Source organism: Streptomyces sp. NPDC042002 (assembly GCF_055588305.1).
This window is the reverse complement of record NZ_JBVJCT010000011.1, coordinates 163,438-187,590: the sequence shown is the minus strand read 5'-3', so window position 1 is coordinate 187,590 and position 24,153 is coordinate 163,438. Positions and strand designations below refer to the sequence as shown.

Genomic DNA, 24,153 nt, shown 5'->3' with positions numbered 1-24,153 from the left:
CCGCACCAGTCGCTCCACACCCATCCCTGAAACAGCTCCACCACACGATCGGAGAATCGTCATGCAGCAGAACTTCCAGCAGTGGCTCGTGGTCGTCAACGACGAGGAGCAGTACTCGATCTGGGCTGCCGACCGCGACATCCCGCAGGGCTGGCGCGGGGTCGGCGTCAGCGGTCCGAAGGAGGACTGCCTCGACCACATCGAGCGCACCTGGACCGACATGCGCCCGCTGAGCCTGCGCTCCGCCACTGCCGCCTAGAGTCCTGCGCCGGGGGTGCCGGCGGGCTTTGGTCCGCCGGCACCCCCTACCGCGGGGCCGCCGGTTTCCGCACGAGACCGGACGTCCGGCCCGAACCGGACCGCTGGGTCGTGGACACCGGGGTGGGGGCCGCCCGGTTCGCGCCGACGCGCTGGGCGTGTGCCGACGCCGCGGACTGACTGAGACGTTCCCGGCCGCGGTCGACGACATGCCGGAGAACGCGCGTTGCGACACGTTCCTGCTGCTGGGCCGGAACCTCGGCCTGCTGGAGAACCACGAGCGCGGCCCGGGGACCGGATCGTCGGGACGGGGATGGACCCCCACCTGCTCGACGGGTCCCAACACGCCGAGCACCTCGCCGCCAACCGGCAACGGGGCCGGATGAGCGGCCGGACGCAGCTGCCTGTTCGCCTCGCTGCCGGAGCCCGAAGCCCCGGCCGAGGGCACCGGCCGGCAGGTCGCCGAGGACGAACGGCCGGCCCGGACTACGGCGTCGTCCGCACGCCGCGCTCGCCGACCGCCACCTTCCGGGCGCGGTCCTCGGGGCCGACCCGGTGCAGCACCGCCGCGCGCCAGCGCCGGGGTTCACGGCGCGCCTCGGCGTACAGGTGGCGGACGTGGTTGAGGACCGAGAACCGGGGTTCGTCACCGCCGAGGCTCTCCCGCCGCACCAGGCCGTATGTCAGCAGAGTGAAGACGATGACGGCGGCGTCGGCCCCGGACGTCCCGACGACCGTCGCCGCCTCGGCGACCGACCAACTGAGGTGGTCGCGGGCAACGACGGCGAGGAAGGACACACCGGCCGGGCTGAGCTGGCCCAGGGTGCGGCGCAGCCGGACCACCAAGTCGCGTGAGGTGTCCGCGGTCATCGGCGGCGCGGTCAGGCCGAACGGGCTTCGCTGCACCTCGGCCAGCAACTCCGGCAGGGAGCGTACGAGGGCCCAGCTGCCGGCGAATTCCAGGGTCCTGGGCAGTCCGTCGAGGCGCCGGCACAGTTCGGCGACGACCGCGGCGTCGGAGTCGTCCAGCCGAAACAGGGGGTTGCCGGCACGGATGCGGTCGCACAGCAGTTGTACGGACGGCACCTCGGCCAGCAGCGCCGGGTCCGTCTCGGCGCCGGAGGCGGGCACCGGCAGCGGGGCGAGGCGCAGGATCTGCTCGCCGGGGACGCCGTACGGGCCGCCCGCGGTGAGCAGGATCCGCAGCCGGGGGTGTGCGTGCATCAACGCGACCAACTGGCCGGCTCCGTCCGCGAACTCGGCGTCGTCCAGCACCAGCACGGTCCGCTCCTCGGGGGCACGGTCGGCGAGTTCACCGGCGGGGATCTCCTCGCCGCGCGCCTGCCACAGGACCCGGGTGCCGTCGGCAGCGGCCCGACGCACGCCCTCGGCGGCCAGGTGCGACTTCCCGACCCCTCCTATGCCGACGATGGACACCAGCCGTCCGCCCGGCTGTCCCAGCAGGTCGGTGAGGGCGGCCACTTCGGTGTCTCGGCCGATCAGCGGGCCCCGGACGAGCCAGGGCGTGGGACCGCGGCCCTCCCCCTCGGGATGGCCTTCGGTGCCCGGGCGGCGCCGGGCCGCGTCCAGCAGCGTCTCGCGCTGGGTGTGGCCGAGCCGCAGTCCGTCCGCCAGGAGCCGGATCGTGTCCAGCCGCGGGGAGAGGACCTTGCCCTGCTCCAGGTTGCCTATGGCGCGCACGCTCACGGTGGTGAGGTCCGCGAGATGCCGCTGGGTGAGTCCGGCGCGCCGGCGGTGGCTTCTCAACAGGGCGCCGAGGTCCGGCTGGGTTCGGATGTCGTTCATGACTTGCTCCGGTGGGCCGTTCCGAGTGCTGGTGGAACCGGTGGGCGGGACGCCGTCCGAGTGGGTCTCCCGGTGCCGTTCCCCGGTGTCGTTGCTGGGCATCGCCGGTGGATGCCGAGTGTCTGCCGTGCGCCGACACGGCCCGGCCGGGCGCCCGCGGCGGCCTCGCGGCCCCGCCATGTCGGCGCCCGGCCCTGGCCGGCGCGCCGTCAGCTCCAGGGGTTCGTGTCATCCGTGGAGTTCTTGTCAGCCTGCACGGTGACCGTCCGCTGCGGGTGCACCGCGGCCTCGGCCGCCGCGGAGCCCAGGACAGCGGCCACTGCCGCGATGACGACGAGGGCCTTCACGTGCTTCACGACCGGTGCGACGGTGCTGTTCATGATGACTTCCTGTCTCTCCCCCGGCCCGCTGCCGGACTTCTGGAAGGAAAGTTAGGAGTGGCTGTAATCACGCCACTTTGACGTCGCTATCCCTCGTGGATAGCCATCCTGACCTGCGGATTCGACGTGTCGCGGCTACCGGGTGGCCGCCCCCGGACGGCCGCGAAGGACGGTACGGTGATCTGCGCCGCATACGTCACCTCCTGCTCCCACAGATGCCAGCACACCCGCTCCAGACCGCGTTTCAGATAGCGACGGTAGGTGCTGAAGGACAGCGCGAGTTCCCGGGCCACCGCCTGCTGGGTGCTGCCACCCTTGACGTACGTCGCCCAGACCGCCGCCCGCTGTCCCTTCGCCTTGGGGTCCTGGTCGATGGACTCGATCGCCCGTACGACGAGCCGGCGCAGGTTCTCCTCCGGGTCACCGGAGCGCCGGGCGACGAACGCGGCGTGCAGCAGCGGGTTGGCGGCCAGCCGCTCGCGCTGATGCCAGACGCGCAGCATGTCGTGGACGGCCTGGTCGAAGGCCGCCCGGGACAGGACGGTCGTGCGGAGCGGTCTGGTGATGCCGGGTGTGCGCAGTCCGAAGAACATCCGGTCGTCGAGCAGGTCGCACCATTCGCTCATTCCCGTGGTCCCCCAGTCGTGTCCGAAGAGCGTGACTCTCTGTGCGGCGAGTTGCGGCCCGCTGGGCAGACGGCGGAAGTCCGCGTACTCCGGCAGGCAGTCGGGGCCATCGCCGCCCCGTACGTGGAAAGTCCAGGCGAGCCGGTCCTGGATGTGCAACTCGCGGGTGACGCGGGCCAGCATGGCGGTGGCGGTGGCCGGGAGGTCGCGCGGGCGCCGACGCAGCAGGGCGAACCGCACCAGGTTCACCCGCTGTCCCGGCCGCAGTTCCCGGTGTGACTCGACGTGCTCACGCACGACGGCGACCACCGGGTCGATCGCGGTCTCCACGGCGTCCCACCGGTCGAGGGTCAACAGGCCGAGCACGCCGACGACTTCGCCAGTGCGTGCGCTGCGGTAGAGACAGAAGCCACGGGGCTGGCGGTGCAGCCAGAAGTCGACGGCGTCGACGCCCTCCGCGCCGAGCTGTTCGTGCGCGAGGTCCCGCACGGCGGGCAGGTCCTCGGCGTCGCAGGTGGTCTCGTACACCGCCTCGTGCCCCGGATCGGCGTGCTCGTCCAGGCCGGGGTCGGGGAAGCGCCGGCCCCGGGTCTGGATGTGGTTGAAGGCCCTGGCGGCGCCCAGGGAGACCGGCTCGGGGCAGGTGCGGATCAGGGTCTGGAGGTGCGCGCGCAGGGCCTTGTGCAGGGACAGGTAGGCGTCGGGCGCGCGCCAGCGGAGGTCGCGGTCGAGAGCTTCGGCGACCACGGGCAGCAGCCTCAGTCCGGCGCGGCCGCTGGTGGTGTAGGACCGGCGACGCAGCCAGTCGAAGACCTCGTGGACCTGTTCCGGCAGGAAGGCCCGCAGCAGTTCCTCGGTGGTCCCGGGCACGTGCGCGCAGATCTCCAGCGCCTGCCGGTGCAGGGGCGAGGGGACCGGGCCCACCACGTGGTCCAGGAGTTCCGCGACGGCCTCGGGCGTGGGCTGCCAGTCGTCCCCTGGCGGCGCGTCCCGGTCCCGGGCGGCGAGCCGCAGGGCGAGGGGGTGGCCGGCGGCGAAGGCGAGTCGTGCGCCGCGGGCGGTGATCCGGCCGGGTGCGGCGTCCTGCAGGAGCCGCCCCGACTCGGCGCGGGACAGGCGGTCCAGGCGTCCGACGCGCAGGGTGTCGGCCCAGGCCGGATCGGTGCGCCAGCGCAGGCCGGGCGGTTCGCGGCCGGCGAGCACGACCAGGGAGCCCGGCGGCAGACCCGTGAGAAAACGGTCCCTGAACCAGTCCTCCAGCGGGCCGAGCCGGTCGGCGCCGTCCACGAGGAGCACCGGCCGCCCGGTGCGGGGGACGTCTGCGGCAGAGGCGAAGGCATCCTCGGTGGGTTCGGTGCATGCCGCGTCCACCTCGATGACGTCCCGTCCGCGCCGCCGGGCCTCAACGGCGAACCGGCGCAGGAGTTGGGTCTTGCCGATGCCGCAGGGCCCGTGCAGCGCCAGCACGGGGACTGTCTCCGGCGGCTGGTCCAACTCCGCGCGAAACAGGGCCAGTTCGTTCTCCCGGCCGACGAAGCCGCGCAGGAACGTCGCTTCTCGGTCGCGGACGGGGGCGTCGGTGGCAGACCGCCGGGGCGCCGGGGCGCTGTGCGGGTTCATGTGGGGACTGGTACCTCTGCTCGGGGTCCGTTCCTCGGCACGTGCACGACTGCGGTGTCGGTGTCACCGGCCATCGGCTGTGCCGTTGGCGGTCACCCGGGCGAGCAGTCCGGTGGCGCGTTCCTCTTCTTCGGCCATACCGAGCCGGCCGAACACCTCCAGAGCGTCGGTGAGCAGTCCGCCGGCCTTCAGGGTGTCGTCGCCGCGCAGGGACAGGTCCGCGAGGTCGACGCGGACGGAGGCGGCACCGGCTTGGTCGAGGATGCCCTCGCGCACGGACAGCGCGCGGGCGAAGCAGGAGCCGGCCTCGGTGAGTTCGCCCAGGCGGGTGTGGACCCGGCCGAGGTCGTGGAGGATGTACCCCTCTCCGATCACGTCGCCGTCGTCCCGGACCATGCCGAGAGCCTCGGCCAGTACCTTGCTGGCGTCGTCGAGCTGCCCGCGGTACAGGTGCACCTGGCCCGCGCGCTGGAGCACCCGGGCCTGCCCGCCGAGATAGCCGAGGCCGCGCCAGACCTCCAGCGCCTCGTCGAGTTCGGCCTCCACCCGGCGGACGTCGCCGCGCCGCAGCAGGACGACCGCGCGCTGGACGAGGACGGAGGCGCGGGCCCAGGGGTCGCCGGCGCCGAAGTCCCGTTCGGCCTCCTCGAACAGGTCCATCGCAGCGGTCTCGTGGCCCGCGAGCCGTTCCATGAGGCCGAGGTCACGGTGGCACAGCCCGAGCCCCTTGGTGTGGCCGAGGTCCTCGAAGAGGCCGACCGCGGCGGTCAGCGCCCGGCGGGCCTCGGGCAGGTTGCGGCGGTTGAGGTGGAGCGATCCCAGGGAGGCCAGCAGCGCGGCCTGGCCGAGCAGGTTGCCGCTGCGGCGCACTGCGGTCAGTGCCTTGCGGTGGGTGCGGGCCCAGTGGTCGAGATAGCCGCGGGCCTCGTAGAACGGGGCGAGGTTGACGGCGAGTTCCCAGGCGTACCCGTCCTCGCCCTCCTGAGCGAGGCTCTCCACGGTCAGGCTGAGGTTCTCGCGTTCGGTGTCGAGCCATTCCAGGGGGCGGCCGAGGATGGCCCTGACGTGGTCGGCGGGCGGGTTCCAGCGATCGGCCGGTCCGCTCATGTACTGGGTGCCGAGTACACGCTGCTGGGCCTCGGCGACCAAGGCGAGCCAGGCGCCGCCGACCCTGCGGATCGCGGCCCGCCGTTCGGTCTCGTCCGACTCGGCGGCCAGCCGGTCCCGGGCGAACAGCCGGATGATGTCGTGGAATCCGTAGCGCAGCTCCCCGGTGACGTCGACCCCGGTGACGTCGAGCATCTGCACGTCGACCAGGGGTTCCATGAGGTCGGACGGGTACGGGTAGGCGCCCGGGGCGTCGAGCAGGGCGCCGCCGATCCAGCTGGGGAACGTGGACCCCTTGGTGAGGCTGAGCAGACGCAGCAGGGTGCGGTCGGTGCCGGCCAGTCCGTCGTAGGTGAGGGAGAGACTGGCCCGTACGGTCATCTCACCGTGGGTCAGTTCGTCGAGACGGCGGCGTTCGTCGGCGAGGCGCTGCACCATCGAGGCGAGCGGCCAGTGTGGACGGGCGGCCAGCCGGGCGGCGACGATACGCAGAGCGAGTGGCAGCCCTCCGACAGTGGCAGCCAGCGCCCTGGCAGCCGCCGGTTCGCCGCTGACACGGTCGGCGCCGACAACGTTGCCTATTAGTTCCAATGACGTCTGCTCGTCGAGAATGCCCAGAGTGATCCGATGGGCCCCGGGAAGGGCGGTCAGCCGTGTCCGGCTGGTGACGAGCACCCCGCAGGAGCGGCTGCCGGGCAGCAGCGGGAAGATCTGCTCCTCGCCGGCGGCGTCGTCGAGGACGACCAGGATGCGCCGGGCGGCGAGCATGCTGCGGTAGACCTCTCCCCGCTCCTCCAGGGAGTCCGGGATGGCGGGCCCGGGCAGGCCCAGCGCGCGCAGGAACCGGCCGAGGACCTCGCGGGGGTCGACGGGATCCGCCCGGCCGCCACGTAACTGGCAGTAGAGCTGGCCGTCGGGAAAGTGGGACTCGGCGAGGCGGTGGGCGACCCGGGCAGCGAAGGTGCTCTTGCCGATGCCGGAGAAGCCGGTGACGACGACGATGCCCGTGGCCCGGTCCGGCGAGGTGTTCGTGAGGACGGCCTCCGCCTGGGCGACGAAATGCCGGTGACCGACGAAGTCGGCGGTGTCGAGCGGGAGTTGGCGGGGGACGACGGCGCGGCCGTCCTCGCCGGAGGCCGGGGCCGGGACGGCGCCGGGCGCGCCCGGCGCCGGTTGGGCGGCGCGCAGTTCGGTGCCGGACGGGTGGTCCAGCCGCAGGGACGCGTCCTCGGTCAGGATGGCCTGCTCCAGGCGGCGCAGGTCCGCGCCGGGCTGGAGGCCCAGTTCGTCCATCAGCAGGGTGCGGCCCTGTCGGTAGATCTCCAGGGCCTCGGCCTGTCGGCCGGAGCGGTGCAGGGCGAGCATCAACTGCCCGCGGAAACGCTCCCGTAAGGGGTTCTCGCTCACCAGCCGGGCCGTTTCGGCGGTCAGTTGGTGATGGCGGCCGAGCGCGAGCTCCAGCTCGATGAACGACTCCGTGGCCGCGAGGCGTTCCTCGTCGATGTGCTCGGCGACCCGGGCGAGCTCGTCGCTGGGGATGCCGTTCAGGCAGGGGCCGCGCCACAGGCCGACCGCCATGCGCAGCAGGGCGGCGGCCTCGGCGGTCCGCCCCTCGCCGCCGAGCGCGGCGGCCTCGGTGACCGTGCGCCGGAAGACGTTCAGGTCGAGCGCCGCGTCGTCGATCTGGAGCACATAGCCCGGGGGACGGGTCTCGATGGTGGCCTGGCCGGCGGCCGCCGCAAGGGCCCTGCGTATTCGCGACACACAGATCTGCACCTGGGTACGGGCGGTCTCCGGCGGGTCCTCGGCCCACAGCAGCCGGATGAGGTGGTCGCAGTTCTGAAGTCTTCCGCTCTCCAGGAGCAGGGCGGCGAGGACGACCTGCTGTCTGCCCGCAGTGACCGGTACGGCGCCCTGGTCGCTGAACACCTTCAGCTCGCCCAGCACTTGAAAGGTGAACCCCACTGCTTGGTTGCGCGATTCAAGGTGCACTCCGGCCATGAACCCTCCCGTCACACAGCAGGCCACAGCGCCTGACCACCAACTCTACGGTCCAAACACAGCTGCCTACCGCCCTGAGCATTAGCTGAACAGCGGTGGCCAGGCAGTGGACCAGGACTCCGGCTGCGACCAGGACATGACATGCCCGCCGGCGTCTGGGAGCACTCGGACCTACCGCGTGGCCAGTCGTGAACAGCATCCGAGCAACGGGTGACCAAGTCACGGGGGCGCGCTGCGCGATACCGCGGTGATAGCGGCGGGTTAACGGGCCGTCGGACGATCGTCCGGTGGAAGCCGTCGGCGTCACCGCGCCTGTCCACCGAGAGCGAGAGGTCGGTCATCCAGTCATGAACAGTGACAAACCCCTTATGTCCCCAGCCAGTTCGAAGGTGACGGCAGCCTGTGTGAAGCATGTGATGCTCGCCTACCACTACTTGGACATCGGAGACATCGACGGGTTCGCGTCCCTGACGGAGCAGGATGTGACGCTGGACCACCCCGGCGCCTCGCCGCACCGGGGCCGCGACGCGGTGCTCAGCGCCCACGCGGCGCAGGCGACGCTGTTCAGGCGGCACGAGCTGGACACCGTCATCGCCGACGAGGAGCGGGTGGTGGTGCTCGGCCGGGTGGTGCACCAGGCACCGGAGGCGGGCAGCCCGGCATCGTACGGCGTGGACTTCGCGGACGTGTTCACCCTGTCCGGGCAGACCCTGGTCCGGGAGTGCCGCCGCTACTACTACGCCGTCCCGCCCGGCGGACTGCCGCCTCGTCCGGAGACGTCCGCCGCGGGGTGAGTCGCCGCGCGGCGCGCCTTCGGCAACGTTCATGGCCACGGCGCCGGTTTCAACGGCGGCCTTGGAGGGCCGGGGGCCGGTGATCGGTTTACTGCCGTCCAGGTGCGTAATTCGGCATCTTTTCGCGGGACTTCACCGCCGTTTTCCGCAAACCGCCGCCGGGCGCCGCCATTTCGGCCGAGGGCTGTCCCCCTGTCCGGCGGCGAGAGGGCCGCGGGATCGCCCGGCGACCGGACCCGAAGGAGGCCGCCGTACAGCGGAGGACCTCCCCATCCCCTTCAGTTCGCGTCTCCACGCGCGATACACCGTGTTCGCCGAAGACGCGTCATAGCTGCGAACCGGCAACGCACCCCGCGCGACCGACATCGCCGCCGCGCCGAAGCCCCGGGGTTCGGGGTCGGATGTCGGCTGCGTTCAGTCGGCACTGGGGCGACTGAATACGCAGAAGGGACGCATCGCACTCTCCCGCGCGGGCGGGTCTCTCGGGTTGTCTGTCACGTGATTCCGGGGCCGGGATTTCGGCGCCGCGAATTCGGGGCCAGAACCTCGTGACCGGGTGACCGTGACCGTGTACATGTGACTTGGGAGTTGCTTCCGAAGAGCGCAGAATCCATGCCAGCGTCCGGCTTAACCGAGCAAAGGATTCTCTTCGTGATAGCTCGCACATCGAAATTGTGGATTTCCTGATGCGTGCCATGGAAACGGCTCCGGCGGCTTTTTCGCCGGTCGGGGCGCCGTCTCCGGTCGATGTTCTCGAAAAACTGGACACGTGGGCCGCCGCCGGCAATTCGGCCCCGTTTCCTTACACCGAGCTGCTACAGCACCTGCGATCGGTGGGCAAGCACTTCTTGGCGGCCGTACTGCTCAACCGGCTCGCCGCGATCCGCGACGGTCTGCCCGGTGCGCCCACCACCGGGTCCACGGCCGTACAGCCTGCCGTTCCCGTCTCCCGTACGGATGACGTGCTCTTCCTGCGCGCGTTCCTCGATGTCGTCCTCGACAAGCATGACGACCGCTACGACTACACGAGTTACACCGCGCTGTGCCTGTTGACCCACCCGGTGCCGGACGACTGGCGTGCGGCGCTGCGCTCGCGCGACGAGCTGCTGCTGCTCCTGCTCGCCGACCTGGTCCGCTTCGAGCAGAGGGCGCTGACCGGCACTCCGACCAACCCGCACGACATGCCGCCCTCACCCGAACTGGTCGGCAAGCGCGCCCGGTTGGCCGTGCGGGTGATGGAGGCCGCCGCTCTGCGGGTGCTGCCCGCCGGGACAGTGGACCCTGCGGCGGTCGTCGCGGTACCCGGGCGCACTCCTGCCGGCCTCCTTGCCGCGGAGATCCTGCGTGCGGCCACTGCGGAGCAGGAACTGATGCTGTCCGCGAGCGTGCAGCCCGTGTACGTGCTGCACGACGAGTACCTGTTTCTGCGCACCCTGCAGTCCTTCGAGACGACGTTCGGTTTCATGTCGGCCGCACTGGCCGCGGCCGTACGGCAAATGGACGCGGAGCGGGCGCAGGAGGCGGCGGACCTCGTCGGCACCGTGGCGGACGTACTGAGGGAGTCCCTGCCCCTGTTCTCCCTGCTGGCGACCATGCGGCCGCAAGCCTTCCAGACCTTCCGGGAGTTCACCGAAGGGGCCAGCGCCATCCAGTCCGCCGGATACAAGGCCTTCGAGTCCCTGTGTTCCACGCCCGCTCTCGCCCGGCTCGACTCCTCCGCCTACACCTCCGTACCCGGCGTACGTGCCCGTGTACTGGACGGCCAGGCCACCGTCCAGGGCACCTGGCACGACCTGATCGCCCTCAGGCGGCTGAACCCCGCGGGTGACGCCGCCCTCCGGGCGGCGGCCGACCGGCTGGAATCGGTCCACCAGCGCTGGAAGCAGACCCACTACCGGATGGCGGTCCGCATGATCGGCGAACGCTCCGGCACCGGTTACACCCAGGGCGTCCCCTACCTCTCGGCGGTCCTGGACAACCGGCTCTTCCCGGCCCCGCACCGGCAGAGCACCCTCGTCGGCTGACCGGTCCACTCCCCCACCACGCGCCTGGAGGCGTCCACCACGATGAGCAAGCGCACGCAGACCGGCAGGCCGGGCACGGCCCACCGGGTGATGAACCCGGAAGAGAGCAACCGCCTGTTCCTGTACGAGTACGACCGGGGCAGCAACTACGAGGAGGACACCCGACTCACCACCGCGCTGTCCGCGCTGCTGCCCGAGGACAGCCTGGTCCATCCGGACCAGCGGCTGTTCCAGACCGTGCACCTGATCACCGAGTACGCGTGGTGCGAGATGCATTTCGAGATGCGTCGCGCCGCCGCGAAGCTGCGCGAGCGTGACTATCTCCTCGCGGCCCAACTGCTGCAGCGGGCCGCGGCGATGGGCGAGCTGCCGGTGCGGGCCGTGCAATCGCTCATGGACTTCCTGCCGCAGGAGAGCCTGCTGCGGCTGCGCGAGACGTTCCCGGAGAACACCACCGGCCTCGACTCGCCCGGCGCCCGCAACCTGCGCCGCGCTGCCGTCGCACTGTGGCAGGAGACGGAGGCCGCCCTCACTCGCGAAGGACTCACCGCCCGCGGGCTCGTCCAGGCCCAGGGCCGAGATGTCCCGCCCGGCCGGGAGGACCGGGCCCCCGATCTCGCGCTCGTACGCCAGGCACTGTTCCGGCTCGACGGGACCGTCGGCACCTGGAAGCACATTCATCTGCGGATGGTCTGGTCCCAGCTCGGCGGCCACCCCGAGACCGTCTCGCAGGCCGGCCCCGATACCCGCGAGGACCTGCCCAAGAGCCTGCGCGGCCAGTCCACTTCGGGCGTACGCGCCATGGCGGACCGCAGTCTCTTCCCCCGGCTGTGGGACTCCGTCGACGAGACGTACCGGGCGTACGTGCCCGACGAGCAGACACCCGCCTGAGCGCGTGAGCGCCCCTGCCCACGCGGCCCACGACCCGGCGAAGAACGAAAGGACATGACAGCTGTGACGGCGACCGAATCCGCGGCACACGGCACCAGCGAACTCACCGCACTGGTGCACCGGGCCTGGGCCGAAGCCCTTGGCCACGACGAGTTCACCGACGAGGACAACTTCTTCCGGGTCGGCGGCCACTCCCTGGGCGCCCTTCAGGTGGTCAGGGACCTCAGCGCGGCGCTGGACCGGCGGATCCCGGTGCGGGTGCTCTTCCGCAGCCCCACCGTGCGCGCACTCACCGACGTCCTCACGGCCGACACTCCGAAGGACCAGGCGTGAACGGCGCACCGAGCGGACTGCCGGTCTCGGCCGCGCAGACGGAGATCTGGCTCGCGGACCGCTGCGAGCCGGAGTCGGGCCGCTACAACGTGCCGGTGGCACTGGAGTTCCTCGGCGCCGTCGACCCCGTCGCCCTGCGTCTGGCTCTGGACGGCCTCCTGGTCCGGCACCCCGTACTGGCCGGTCGCATCGACTCCGAGGACGGGGACCTGCGGTTCCATCCCGAGCCGTCCGCGCCGGTCCCGCTCGGCGCCGTGAGGCGATCCGGTTCCTGCCGTTCCGGGGCGGCCCGCGCGGAGGCCCTCCGGGCGGCGCAGCGCCCGCTGGACCCGGGCAGCGCGCCCCTGATCCGTGCCGACCTGCTGCGTCACGACGACGGCGCGCTCCTCGTACTGACGGTGCATCACATGGTCGCCGACGGACGCACCCTGGACGTCCTGGCGTCCGGCCTGGTCGACGGGTATCGAGCCCACGCCCACGGGAGCGCCGCGGTCGAGACGCCCCTTGCCGACGGTCCGTCACTGACGGTCAGCGATTTCGGTGTCGAGGATCTCGGCGACACGAGCCCCTACTGGCGGGAGCTCCTTGCCGGCGAGCCGGTCACGCTCGGTCCGCTGCCCGATCTCGTACGCCCCGAAGACCGGCTGCGGGGAGCGGCGGCCTGGACCGAGCGCGCACTGCCCGCCGAAAGGCTTGCCGCCGTACGGGAGATCGCCGTCCGCGCATCGGTCTCACCGGCCACCGTGCTGCTCTCCGCGTGGAGCCTGCTGCTGCACGCCTGGTCCGCGGCGGACGACGGCGTGCTCGGGATGCCGTTCGCCGGACGCCACGCGCCCGGCACCGAGGACGCGGTCGGCCTGTTCACCAGGGTGCTGCCGGTCCGCACCCGGCTGCTGCCCGACGACGAGTTCGCTCTGCGCGCACAGAAGTTGGGGGAGCAGGTACTCGACTCCATGGAGGCGCTCGCGGTGAGCGGGCCGCCGGCTCCGGCGGACGCGCCCGCGTACCGGGCGGTGTTCCTGCACCAGCCCCGCTCCGACGCGGCACAGGAAGTACCGGGCGCGACCGTGCGGGTGCTGCCGCTGGACACGGCGTCCGCCAAGTACGACCTCGCCCTCGCCGTCCAGGAGCACCCCGACCGCCTCGTGCTGCGGATCGACTACGACGCCGGTCTGTACACCGCGGTCACAGCGGATTTGTTGGTCCGTCAGCTGGATGCGCTGCTCACCGGCGCCGTCCGGCCCGGCGCCCGGTGCGGTGAGCTGCTTGCCGCACTGGCGGGTACCGCTGTGGCGCCGACGCCCGCCGGCCGCGGGGCAGCCGCTGAGCAGGGTGCGGACCCCGCCTTCGCGAGCGTGCCGGAGCTGGTCCTGCGCGAGGCCCGCCGCGCTCCCGACTCCGTCGCCGTCGTGCACGGCGAGCACACCCTCACCTATCGCGCGCTGGTCGAGGACGCGGCCCGCGCCGCCCACTGGCTTCGCGACGAAGCCGGTGTGCGGGACGGGGACCTGGTCGCGCTGCTGCTGCGTCCCGGCGCGCACACCGTGACGGCGATGCTCGCCGTCGCCATGGCGGGAGCGGCCTATCTGCCGCTCGACCCGGAGCACCCGCAGGCCCGGCTGGGGCTGGTCCTGGAGGACGCCCGCCCCCGCCTCGTCATCGCCGAGTCCGTTCCGGCCGATGCGATGCCGGACGGCCTGGCGATCCACAGAATGCAGGACATCTCCACGGCCGCCGCCGAGCGGGCCGTCGATCCGCCCGCCGTGGCCTTCACCGCGGACAGCGTGCTCAACGTCCTGTACACCTCCGGCTCCACCGGCCGCCCCAAGGGAGTCCTGCTGCACCACGGCGGCGTGACCCGCCTGATGCACCAGCCGGACTTCCTGCCGCTCGGCCCCGACGACACCGTCTCCCACCTCTCGCCGCTGAACTTCGACGGCGCCACGTACGAGATCTGGGGCGCCCTCACCCATGGAGCCCGGCTCGCCGTCCTGGACAAGGAACTCGTCCTCGACCCACCGGCCCTGCGCACCGCCGTCCGTGAACTGGGCGTGACCACACTGCTGGTCACCACCCCGCTCCTCAACCGCATCATCGAGGACGCCCCCGACCTGCTGCAGACCCTGCGGCGGGTGTACTTCGGCGGCGAGCTCGTGTCGGTGCCCCATCTGCGCAAGGCCCTGCGCTGGGCCCGTCCCGGCACCCTGCTGCACAGCTACGGCCCCACGGAGAACTCGTTCACCTCCACCTGGTGCGCCATCGAGGAGGTGCCGGAGGGCGCCCGCACCCTCCCCATCGGTGATGCCGTCCCCGGCACCCGCGTCCACATCGTCTTCGAGGGCACGCTCGTGCCCGCCCCGCCGTACATGCCGGGCGAGTTGGTCCTGGGCGGGTCCGGTGTCGCGCTCGGCTACCTCGGGGATCCGACGCTCACCGAGGAGCGGTTCTGCGCCGACCCCTTCGGCCCCGGGACCGGCGGCAGGCTCTACCGCACCGGTGACCGGGTGCGGCGCACCGCCGACGGCCGGCTGGAGTTCATCGGGCGGCAGGACAACCAGATCAAGATCAGGAGCCAGCGGGTCGAGCTGGGCGAGGTCGAATCGGTGCTGCGCGCTCACCCGGACGTCACGGCGGCTTTCGTCACCAGCCGCCGCAACGACCGCGACGAGAAGGAGATCGTCGGCTACGCCGTGCTCGCGCGGCCCGGCAGCCACCCGGAGGTGATGCGCCACCTGCGGGCGAGCCTGCCCGCCTTCGCCGTCCCGACCCACCTCCTGGCCCTGGGCGAACTCCCGCTCACCCCCAACGGGAAGATCGACCGGGCGCGCCTGCCGCAGCCCGGGATCGCCTCCGCACCGGCCCCGGCAGAACCCCCGCCCGCCGCACCGGTACCCGCGCCCCCTACAGCCGGCCTGCATGCGGCGGTGCACGGCGTGTGGGGCGAGATCCTCGGAGGGCGGGCCTTCGGCCCCGACGACAACTTCTTCGACGTGGGCGGACATTCACTGCTGCTCGTTCGGCTCCAGGCCGCGCTGCGCCGCGCCACCGGTACCCGTCCCTCCATCGGCGACCTGCTGCGGCACACCACGGTCCGCGCCCAGACCCGGCTCCTCGGCGGCGACGAGGCCGGCGCCCGGCCCGCCTTCCCCGCCCCTGCCCGACCCGGCGTCGGCGACCGGTCCGCCGCGAGGTCCGCGACCCGGCCGACGCGGGCAAGCGACGACGCGATCGCCGTCGTCGGCATGGCCGCCCGTTTCGCCGGCGCGTCCGACCTGGCCGCCTTCTGGGACAACCTGCGTCAGGACCGCGACAGCTTCGCCGAAGGCCCCGGCCCGGTCGTCACCGAACTGCCGGGCGGGCAAAGGCGGGTGGCACGGTGGGGCATGTGCGCCGAAGGTTCGCGCTACGACGCCGACCTCCTCGGCTTCAGCGAGGACGACCTCAGCCACGGCGACCCCCAGCAGGGTGTGCTGCACGAAGCGCTGTGGTCCGCTGTGGAGGACGCCTCCCTGCGGCTGTCCGAGATCGCTTCCCGCACCAGCCTCTACGCCGGCTGCGCCAAGGTCATCGGCACCGACCCCGAGGCCCGCGTCGACGACGTCGTCAACGCGGACCCCACGTTCGTCGCCTCCCGCTTCGCCTACCTGCACGACCTGTGGGGCGAGGCCCTGCTGCTCGACACCGCCTGCTCCACCGGCTTGTACGCGGTCCACCTGGCCTGCCGCAGCCTGCTCACCCACAGCAGCGACTACGCCCTCGCCGGCGCGGTCTCCCTCGACCCGGCCTTCGACGGCAGCTACCGCTACCGCCCCGGCTTCCTCTACGCGAACGACGGTGTGTGCCGCCCCTTCGACCAAAAGGCGTCCGGCACGGTCGGCGGCTTCGGCGCCGGAGCGGTCCTGCTGCGCCGCCTTGCCGACGCCGAGCGGGACGGCGACCCCGTGTACGCCGTCATCCGCGGCAGCGCCGTCAACAACGACGGCAAGGCCCGCATCGGCTACTCGGCACCCGGCGTCGAGGGCCAGGCGCGCGTCATCCGCGACGCGCTCGCCGCCGCGGGTGTCAGCGGCGCCGACGTCGGCTTCGTGGAGGCGCACGGCACCGGCACCCGGCTCGGCGACGCCATAGAGGCGACCGCTCTGGCCGACGCCCTCGGGCCGGACGGACCACCCGTGGCCGTCGGCTCCGTCAAGGCGTCGATCGGGCACTGCAACACCGCGGCGGGCATCGCCGGCTTCATCAAGGCCGTACTCGCCGTGCACCACGGCCGGCTGCCGGGCACTCCGAACGTGGGCGACCCCATCGACGAACTGAGCGGACCCGCGTCGCGGCTGACCCTCCTGAGTGAGGGCCGTCCCTGGACCGAGGAGGCAGGCAGACCGCGCACGGCAGGGGTCAGCTCCTTCGGCGTGGGCGGCACCAACGCACACATCGTGGTGCAGCAGACGGCCGTCCCGTCGCCCGCCCGCTTCCCCCGACCGAAAGGGATGTGACCCGCGGTGACCGCACCGAAGAACCCTCCGCGCGTACTGGCACTGTCCGCCCGTGACCCCGAGGCACTGGCCGAACTGCGCGAGAACCTCGCCGTATGGCTGGAGCACACGCCGGACGCCGACCTGGACGGCGTCGCCCTGACCCTGGCGACCGGCCGCGAACGCTTCGCCTGCCGGGACGCCGTGGTCGGCACTTCGCCCGCCGAACTCGCGCTCCTGTTGCGGGAGAAGAAGGCGGCCGAGCCCACCCCCGTACGCGCTCCGGGCGACGGGCCCCTGCTCCTGCTCGACGGAACACCCCTCACGGGTGCCCCCGTCGATCTCCCCGAGGTCGCCGAGGCCCTGCGTCCGGCTGGCGAGTACGGCGACACGGACACCGTACGGACCGTCGCTGTGCAGTACGGGCTGGCGCAGTGGCTGCGCACCCGCCTCGTCACCCCACGCGCCGTGCACGGCACCGGGGCCGGGGCCGTCGCCGCAGCCGCCGTCCGCGCGGAACACTCCCTCGCCGACGCTCTGCGCACGGCCGCCGGACCCCCCGAGACCACCGAAACCGAGTCCGGCCCGTTCGCCGTGGACGCCGACGCACCGGCCGGTACGGACGCCGTACCCGCCGTCCCGGTGGTGCGGATCGGGGCATCCGGTCCGCTCGGCCTCGACCCCGCCGATCCCGATTCGCCCGCGCACCTGCTCGCCCGGTTGTGGTGCCTCGGCTACGACGTCGACACCACGCTCGGCCGGCCCGGCCGCCGCGTCCGCCTGCCCGGGCACCCCTTCCGCCGCCGCGGCCCCGGTGGACCCGCGGCCGTCGGCGCCGCGCCGTACCGGCCGCTGACGCCGTACGAACAGCGCTGGCTGTTCTACGACTTGGTGCGGCACGGCTCTTCGGGGGACCACAACGCGGCTGTGGCCGGCGTGCGGGCGGGAGAGCCGCCGGCACCCGAGGTACTGCGTGAGGCGTTCGCCGAACTCCAGCGCCGGCACCCGGCCCTGCGCACCGTTTTCGGCGAACCCGGCGGCCGCTGGCAGGCCCGCATCCTGCCCGACGCCGGCGCCCGTCCCGTGCTCCTCGTCGACGATCCGGACGGCGGCCCCGAGGATCTGCGGCAGGCGGTGCTCAAGGCGGCCCGGCAGCCGATGCGGCTGCGCGACGAGCCCCTGGTGCGCTGCTGCCTGCGCGGCGGGCCCGCGCACTGGGCGCTGGCCCTGGCCGTCTACGAACCGCTCACCACCACGGCAGACCCGCGGCAGCTCCTCGACGAACTCACCGCTCTTCTCGGCGCCGTCACCCGGCCGCCGCAGGCCCAGCCCGCCTGACCCGCCCCAGAACCGCCCGCATCCACGGCAGATCGGATCACGATGACACTCCTGCACACCCCACCCAGCATCCTGCCCGCCGACTGGTACGGCAGCGCTCCCGCCCCGATCGGAGTCGACCAGGCATTCAACGGCTACGTCGCCGCCACCGTCGTCCACACCCTGGACCGGCTCGGCGTCCTGGACCGACTTGCCGAGCAACAGACCCTAGATGTACCGGAGTTCATACGCTCGACCGGGCCCGCGGTGCGCGAGCGCGTCGTCCGTGAGGTGCTGCGGGCCGCCGCCGTGTGCGGCTGGCTGCGTCTGGAGGACGACGGCGACACCGCGGTCCTCACCGACGCGGGACGCGAGACGGTCCGGATGCGCGGCTACTTCACCTGGGCGGTCGGCGGATACAGCGGCCTCTTCTCCGGCGCGGCCCGACTCGCCACCGGCGAGGCCACGTTCGGTGCCGACCTGCTGCGCGACGAGGCGATGGTCGCCCTCGGCTCGGGGCAGAACGACCGCTCCTTCATGGCCGGCACTCTTGACGACGTCCTCCAAGGCGTCGACTTCCACACCATCGCCGACCTCGGCAGCGGTATCTCGGCACGGGTCAGCCGGGTCGTCGGCGGCCGCCCCGGCACCAGCGGCCTGGGCCTGGACATCAGCGGACCGGCCACCGAGCTGGGCCACCGCACCATCGCCGACGCGGGACTCGATGACCGGGTCCGGGCGGTCCAGGCCGATGTCCTCGACGTCTGCCACCGTGCCGCCCATCGCGACGCCCTCGCCGAGGTGGACACGGTGATGAGCTTCTTCCTGCTGCACGACCTGCTCGCCGACCCCGAGACCCGGCCGCAGCTGTTCACACGGATGCGCGAGGCGTTCCCGGCCGCCCGCACCTTCGTCCTCGCCGACACCATGCTGCGGCCCGGCGCCGAGGACTCCGCCACCCTGCCGGTGTTCTCCCTCGGCTACGAACTCGCGCACGCGCTCATGGGCGTTCCGCTGCACACCAAGGAGACGTACGAGGAGCTGTTCGCGGCAGCCGGCCTGCACCCCCTGCGCACGGTCGCGTTCGGCACCCCGCACTCGTGGCTCTACGTGCTGGAGGCTCGATGAGCGCCAACCCGTTCGCGGTGGTGCGGGAGTTCTCCTCCCGGACCCGGGCGGTGCTCGCCGTCAACGCGGTCAATTCCTTCGGCGGCGGCCTGGTCCTGCCGTTCCTGTGGATCTACCTGAGCCAGGTCCGCGGTCTCGCGTCCTGGATCCCCGCCGCCACCCTCGCCGTTCAGGCGGCGACCGCGGTGGCCGGCGGCCTCGTCTGGGGAGCCGTGCTCGACCGCGTCGCCCCCCGGCCGGTCGTCACGCTCGTCATGGGCGTGGCGGGAGTGGGCACCGCGCTGTACGCGGTCGCCACGACCGCACCGCTGGCGCTCACCGCGGCGGTCGTCTACGGCCTCGGCATCAGCGGCGTGGGTACCGTCATGCGCTACCTGTACGCAGGTGCCGCCACGGCCCGCGAGCGCGGCCTCGCCTTCTCCGCCGACTACGCGGTGTTCAACGCGATGACCGGCTTGGGCGTTCTCGTCGGCGGTGTGGCCGCAGCCTCGGGACCCGGTTCGCGCGCGGCCCGGTTCATGGCGCTGTACGTCGCCGACGGCGCCACCTTCCTGGTGGCAGGCGCCGCCTTCCTCCTGCTGCTGCCCCGCATCGAGCGCGCCGGCGGGGCCAAGAAGGCGGCGGAGGGTTCGGTGGGGTACCGGGAGGTGCTGGGGCAGCGCTCCCTCGCGGTGCTGCTGGCCACCCTCACGCTGTGCTCGCTGGTGTCGTACGGGCAGCTCAGGAGCGGTCTGCCCGGCTATCTCACGGCCGGCGGGGCGGTCGGCGCCGAGGGGCTCTCGGGCACGTTCGCCGTCAACATCGTCGTCGCCGTGGTCACCCAGGTTCTCCTCGGCGAACGGGTGCAGCGGGTACGGCGCAGCACGGTGCTCGGCGTGACCGGCGTCCTCTGGGCGGCGGCCTGGGCCCTCGTGCTGGTCGCCGGACGCCAGCACGGAACCGCCGCGACCGTACTGGCCATGGCCGGTGTCCTCCTGCTGTCGGTGGGCGAGGCGCTGGTCTTCCCCGTCGTCACCGGGCTGCTGAACGATCTCGCCGACGACCGCGCCCGCGGCCGGGTCAACGCCATGCTGTCGGTCGCCGTCTCCACCGGCTCGGTAGCCGGCCCCCTGCTCGCCGGCATCGCGCTGCCCCATGCCCACGGGCTGCCGCTGGTCGTCCTGCTGGTCGCCGCGAGTACGGCCGTGGCCGTGGTGGGACCGGCCCTGCGCCGCGTCCTGCCGAGGGACGCGGACCTGCCGGACCCGCATCCGGCGGAGAGCGGAGCCGACGCCGGGACCGCGCTCGATGCCGCCGCCGTGGCCGCCACCCCGTGACCACCGACCGCCGACCCAGGAGGTATCCGTCATGCAGCACTGGCCGTTGAGCGGCATCACCGTGCGCACCCCTCTCGTCGAATTGCGCTGGCCGACCCCGCAGGACCTCGAGGCGCTCGCCGACCTGGGCGCCACGGGCGTGCACGCGCCGGGCTTCATGCCCTTCTTCTCGCAGTGGACGGACGGCGATCCGGCCACCGTCGCCCGCCGCGTCCTGCAACGCCACTGGAACGCCATGGCCAACTGGAGCCCCGCGGACTGGACTCTGTACCTGGTCGTGGTGCACGACGGCGAGGTCGTCGGCTCCCAGTCGCTCGGCGCAAGGGACTTCGCGGCGACCCGCGAGGTGCTCCTCACCTCCTGGCTCGGCCTGCGCCACCAGGGACTCGGCCTCGGCGGCCACGCCCGCGCCGCGTCCCTGGAGCTCGCCTTCGCCGGGCTGGGCGCGCAGGACGCCTTCTCCGTCGTACGACGTGGCAATGAGGGCTCGCAGGCCGTGTGCCGCAAGTTCGGCTTCACCCAGGACGGCGCCCAGGTCAACGCCGTACGCGGGAAGCGGGTCGTCAGCGACCGCTACCGGCTGCACCGGGACGTCTGGCAGGCGAACCGTCAGATCCACGCGGACATCGGGGGGTTGGCGCCGGCGCTCGCCATGTTCGGCGCCGCGGGCATACCCGGGGACCAGGACGCACCCGCGAGCCCGCCGGCGACTGCCGCGCCCGCCCTGGCGTCCGTGCTGTCCGGCGTGCGCTTCGCAGCCGACCCCGACCACATCGACGCCTGAGGAACCCGGTATGCCTCGCCCCGTCATCGCCGTCGTCTACGACTTCGGTTCCGTCGCGCCCGCGGACATCGTGGACCGGCTCGAACCGCTCGGCGACGTCGTCCTCGCCGTGTGCCGCTCGGCCCACACCGAACAACTCGCCCCGCTGCTCAGGGATCTGACAGCCGTGGTCCAGCTCGACGGAGACCACGCGGCCGATCTCGACGAGGCCGCGACACGGCTGCGCGCGCACCGTCCGGCCGCCGTGCTCACCTACAGCGAGCGCAGGCTGGCCGTCACGGCGGAACTCGCCGCTCGGCTCGGGCTGCCGTACCACGACGCGGCGACGGTACGACTGCTGACGGACAAGTACGAGCAGCGGCGCAGGCTGCGCGAGCGGGGTGTGGACCCGGTCCGCACGGCGCTGTTGCGCACCCCCCGGGACTGGGCGCCCGCGCTCACCGCGGTCGGTCTCCCGGCCGTCCTCAAACCGGCTCGCGGCGAGGGCAGCCGCAACACCCATCTGGTGCGCGACGCCGCCACCGGCTCCGCGCTTGCCGAGCGCCTGCTCGCGGGCCCCGGTGGCGAGGGGGCCCTCGTACTGGAGGAGTACCTGGCAGGAGTCGACCGCGCGCCGTTCGGCGACCATGTCTCCGTTGAGAGCGCGGTGGTCGAGGGCCGGGTCACGCACTGGGCGGTCACCGGAAAGTTCCCTTTGGCGCCGCCCTTCCGGGAGGTCGGGCACTACTGGCCGGCCCTGCTCGCGGCCGACGAGCAGGCTGCCGTGGCAGACCTCGCCGGCCGTGCGGTCGGGGCGCTCGGTGTGCGCACGGGCGTCACCCACACCGAGGTCAAGCTGACGGCGGACGGCCCGCGGCTGATCGAGGTCAACGGACGCCTGGGCGGCTTCCAGGCCGGGCTCGGGCGGCTCGCCGGCGGGCTGGACCCGGTGGCCCTTGCGGCCGGCCTCGCGCTCGGCGGACCCGCGCCCACGACATGGGTGCCGCAGGACCGGGTGGTGTTCGCCCGTGCCGTGCCGACACCCGCCGACGGCGGTCTGCTGACCCGCGTGGACGGGGTCGCCGACGCACTCGCCCTGCCCGGCCTCGACGGCTACGAGACCCGGGTGCGACCCGGCACCCTCGTCGAACCAGGTGTCGCCAGTGGCGAGTTGGCGGTCCTGTGGGGCATCGCCGCCACCCACGCCGCGATGGTCGACGTGCTCGACAAGGCCCTCGACGCGCTCACCTACACCTTCGCCGGCGCTCCCGCGGGCCCCGGCGAACGCAGCCTGCGCTCCCACGAGCTCGGCGCCCGCCGACCCTCCGGCCCCCTCGACCGACGAAAGGCCCCCCGATGACCACCGAGACGCCGAACGGCACCGCCCGCCCCCCGGGAGCGGAAGTCCGCACCGACATACCGCGCTTCCTTCCGGTGGCCGGGCATCACGACCCGGCGCCCTTCTACCTCACCGCCGACATGTTCGGCGGCGTCCCGGTCGAGCTCGCGGGCGGCTCCATCACCCACCTCGTCGGCAGGCCTGTGGCCGACCCGCACCGGCACCAGGTCGACGAGATCTACTTCCTCGTCTCGCCCAACGCCGGCGGCGCGCGCATCGAGGTCCTCGTCGACGGCGAGCGGCACGAGCTGACCTCGCCCGCCCTGCTGCGCGTCCCGGCCGGCGCCGAGCACCGCTTCCTCACTCTGGCGGCGGAGCCCGGGAGTTACTGCTTCGGCCTGCTGCTCGGCGGTGCACGGTGACCGCCCCCGCCGTGCCCCGCACGGTGCTGAGGCTGCATCTGTCCGAGAGCCCCTACGGCCCGAGCCCGCATGCCCTGCGCGCGGCCCACGAGGCGATCGATGCCACCGGCGTCTACCCCGACCCCACGCGCGCCGCGCCCGCCGGGGCCATCGCCGAACTGCTGGGCGTACGGGCCGACGAGGTCGCCGTCGCCAATGGCAGCGACGAACTCGTCCTGCTGAGCGCGCTGTCCCTCGGCGACCGGCAGCGCCCCGGGGTCACCACCGCGGGCACCTTCCCCGGCTACCGGATCTGCTTGGAGAACGTCGGACGCGGCTGCCGCGAGGTCCCGTCACCGGACGTCGCCGCTCTGGCCGATGCCCTCGGCACGGCGGGTATCGCCTACGTCTGCAATCCGCACAACCCCACCGGCGGCGTCCTGGACCGGGGCGCGTTCGACCTGCTGGTCGAGCGCGCCGGCGCCACCGGCACCCCGCTCGTGGTGGACGAGGCCTATCTGGACTTCGCCCCGCCCGGCACCCCGCAGGTCCTGGACTATCTCGACAGCGGCGCACCGGTGCTGGCCCTGCGCACCTTCTCCAAGGCGCACGGTCTGGCCGGGCTGCGTATCGGTTACGCCGTCGGCCGTGCCGATCTGGTCGCACGGCTGCGTGACGTCCAGGGCACCATGCCGTTCAGCGTCAACCGGGCCGCGCAGGCCGCCGCCGTCGCCGCGCTCGCCGACCGCGGCCACCTGGAGCGCGTACGGCGGGACAACGCGGTGGCCCGCGAGCGGTTCCGGGCCGGCCTCGCCGCGCGCGGCCGGCACGCCCTGCCCTCCGTGACCAACTTCCTCGCCGTGCCGGTGTCCGACTCCGCGGCCGCCGAACGGCTGCTGGAACAGGACCACGGGATCCTCGTCCGCGACGCCGGCCGCTTCGGTCTCGCCGGTCACCTGCGGATCTCCGTCGGCGAAGCGCCGCAGCAGAGCCGCCTGCTGGACGCGCTCGATACCGTCGCCCCCCTCGCCGTACCCCTCAACCCCCCTCAGGAGCACCAGTGATCAAGCCCACCGCCCTCGCCACCGACCGTCTTCGGCTGCGCGAGGTGCAGCCCGCCGAGGCCGAGGAGCTGAAGGAGGGGCGCGCCGCCGGCCTGGACTGGCTCGGCGGCACGCCCGGAGAGGGCTCCCAGGAGGCCGCGGGTCTGCTCGTGCGAGCCCACGCGGCCGGACTGCACCGCCCCGGCTGGGGCATGTACGCACTCATCCGGCAGGAGGACGGCCTCGTCGTCGGCGGCATGGGCTTCCACGGTCCGCCGCAGGACGGGTCGGTCGAGATCGGCTTCGACCTGCATCCCGACGCCCGCGGCCGGGGCTATGCCACCGAGGCCCTGGCGGCGCTCGCCCACCGGGCGCTCGGTGACCCGGGTGTCGACACCGTTTTCGCGACCACCACCGCCGACAACGTTCCCTCCCAACGAGTCATGGAACGAGCCGGGTTCGACCGCCGCCCGGACCGCGACGGCACGCTCGTGTACGCCCTCACCGGCTGACGGGTCACCAGTCCACGACTTA

18 protein-coding genes are annotated in these 24,153 nt (G+C 72.9%); 14 read left to right on the top strand and 4 right to left on the bottom strand.

The features are described 5' to 3' along the window. The first annotated feature begins 61 nt into the window (after positions 1-61). Complete coding sequence (locus tag ACZ6KY_RS19110; protein WP_401332007.1) at positions 62-259, top strand: MbtH family protein; 198 nt, start codon at positions 62-64, stop codon at positions 257-259. Between the two features lie 485 nt (positions 260-744). On the opposite strand, the gene ACZ6KY_RS19105 is transcribed toward ACZ6KY_RS19110, so the two are convergent. From ACZ6KY_RS19105 to ACZ6KY_RS19090, 4 genes are all read right to left on the bottom strand, one after another. Continuing rightward, a complete protein-coding gene (locus ACZ6KY_RS19105; protein ID WP_469311440.1) occupies positions 745-2,064 on the bottom strand; it encodes a helix-turn-helix domain-containing protein in 1,320 nt (439 codons plus the stop codon). Between the two features lie 209 nt (positions 2,065-2,273). Next, positions 2,274-2,444 carry a hypothetical protein gene (locus tag ACZ6KY_RS19100; protein WP_469311439.1) on the bottom strand — a complete coding sequence of 57 codons (171 nt, stop codon included), beginning with the start codon at positions 2,442-2,444 and terminating at the stop codon, positions 2,274-2,276. Between the two features lie 86 nt (positions 2,445-2,530). Next, positions 2,531-4,690, bottom strand: a complete 2,160-nt coding sequence (locus ACZ6KY_RS19095) for a hypothetical protein (protein ID WP_469311438.1) — start codon at positions 4,688-4,690, stop codon at positions 2,531-2,533. Positions 4,691-4,753: 63 nt separating this feature from the next. Next, positions 4,754-7,798 (bottom strand): AfsR/SARP family transcriptional regulator, encoded by a 3,045-nt coding sequence (locus tag ACZ6KY_RS19090; protein ID WP_469311437.1) that lies wholly within the window; start codon positions 7,796-7,798, stop codon positions 4,754-4,756. 368 nt (positions 7,799-8,166) lie between these two features. On the opposite strand from ACZ6KY_RS19090, the gene ACZ6KY_RS19085 reads away from it, so the two are divergent. The 13 genes from ACZ6KY_RS19085 (at position 8,167) to ACZ6KY_RS19025 (ending at position 24,131) form a co-directional block, all read left to right on the top strand. Beyond that, positions 8,167-8,592 (top strand): nuclear transport factor 2 family protein, encoded by a 426-nt coding sequence (locus ACZ6KY_RS19085; protein WP_469311436.1) that lies wholly within the window; start codon positions 8,167-8,169, stop codon positions 8,590-8,592. 686 nt (positions 8,593-9,278) lie between these two features. After that, positions 9,279-10,616 (top strand): tryptophan 2,3-dioxygenase, encoded by a 1,338-nt coding sequence (locus ACZ6KY_RS19080; protein ID WP_469311435.1) that lies wholly within the window; start codon positions 9,279-9,281, stop codon positions 10,614-10,616. Positions 10,617-10,658: 42 nt separating this feature from the next. Further along, positions 10,659-11,507 (top strand): hypothetical protein, encoded by an 849-nt coding sequence (locus ACZ6KY_RS19075; RefSeq protein WP_469311434.1) that lies wholly within the window; start codon positions 10,659-10,661, stop codon positions 11,505-11,507. A 54-nt stretch (positions 11,508-11,561) separates the two neighbouring features. Beyond that, the gene (locus ACZ6KY_RS19070) at positions 11,562-11,840 is read left to right on the top strand and encodes a phosphopantetheine-binding protein (protein WP_469311433.1); all 279 of its coding nucleotides are present in this window, start codon (positions 11,562-11,564) and stop codon (positions 11,838-11,840) included. Further along, positions 11,837-16,333, top strand: a complete 4,497-nt coding sequence (locus tag ACZ6KY_RS19065; RefSeq protein ID WP_469311432.1) for an amino acid adenylation domain-containing protein — start codon at positions 11,837-11,839, stop codon at positions 16,331-16,333. Before ACZ6KY_RS19070 ends, ACZ6KY_RS19065 begins: the two co-directional genes overlap by 4 nt. 6 nt (positions 16,334-16,339) lie before the next feature. Further along, positions 16,340-17,650, top strand: coding sequence for a CurL C-terminal domain-containing protein (locus tag ACZ6KY_RS19060; RefSeq protein WP_469311431.1), 1,311 nt, complete (start codon positions 16,340-16,342; stop codon positions 17,648-17,650). Between the two features lie 42 nt (positions 17,651-17,692). Next, the gene (locus tag ACZ6KY_RS19055; RefSeq protein WP_469311430.1) at positions 17,693-18,757 is read left to right on the top strand and encodes an SAM-dependent methyltransferase; all 1,065 of its coding nucleotides are present in this window, start codon (positions 17,693-17,695) and stop codon (positions 18,755-18,757) included. Continuing rightward, positions 18,754-20,073 (top strand): MFS transporter, encoded by a 1,320-nt coding sequence (locus tag ACZ6KY_RS19050; protein WP_469311429.1) that lies wholly within the window; start codon positions 18,754-18,756, stop codon positions 20,071-20,073. The genes ACZ6KY_RS19055 and ACZ6KY_RS19050 overlap by 4 nt, the downstream gene beginning before the upstream one ends. A gap of 31 nt (positions 20,074-20,104) precedes the next feature. Next, positions 20,105-20,857 (top strand): GNAT family N-acetyltransferase, encoded by a 753-nt coding sequence (locus tag ACZ6KY_RS19045; RefSeq protein WP_469311428.1) that lies wholly within the window; start codon positions 20,105-20,107, stop codon positions 20,855-20,857. A gap of 10 nt (positions 20,858-20,867) precedes the next feature. Continuing rightward, entirely contained in the window at positions 20,868-22,196 is a 1,329-nt protein-coding gene (locus tag ACZ6KY_RS19040; RefSeq protein ID WP_469311427.1) for an ATP-grasp domain-containing protein, read from the top strand. Next, positions 22,193-22,597 carry a cupin domain-containing protein gene (locus ACZ6KY_RS19035; protein ID WP_469311426.1) on the top strand — a complete coding sequence of 135 codons (405 nt, stop codon included), beginning with the start codon at positions 22,193-22,195 and terminating at the stop codon, positions 22,595-22,597. The genes ACZ6KY_RS19040 and ACZ6KY_RS19035 overlap by 4 nt, the downstream gene beginning before the upstream one ends. Then, positions 22,594-23,640, top strand: a complete 1,047-nt coding sequence (locus ACZ6KY_RS19030; RefSeq protein ID WP_469311425.1) for a pyridoxal phosphate-dependent aminotransferase — start codon at positions 22,594-22,596, stop codon at positions 23,638-23,640. The genes ACZ6KY_RS19035 and ACZ6KY_RS19030 overlap by 4 nt, the downstream gene beginning before the upstream one ends. Continuing rightward, positions 23,637-24,131: a GNAT family N-acetyltransferase gene (locus tag ACZ6KY_RS19025; protein WP_469311424.1), complete on the top strand. Its 495-nt coding sequence runs from the start codon at positions 23,637-23,639 to the stop codon at positions 24,129-24,131. Before ACZ6KY_RS19030 ends, ACZ6KY_RS19025 begins: the two co-directional genes overlap by 4 nt. Positions 24,132-24,153 lie beyond the last annotated feature (22 nt).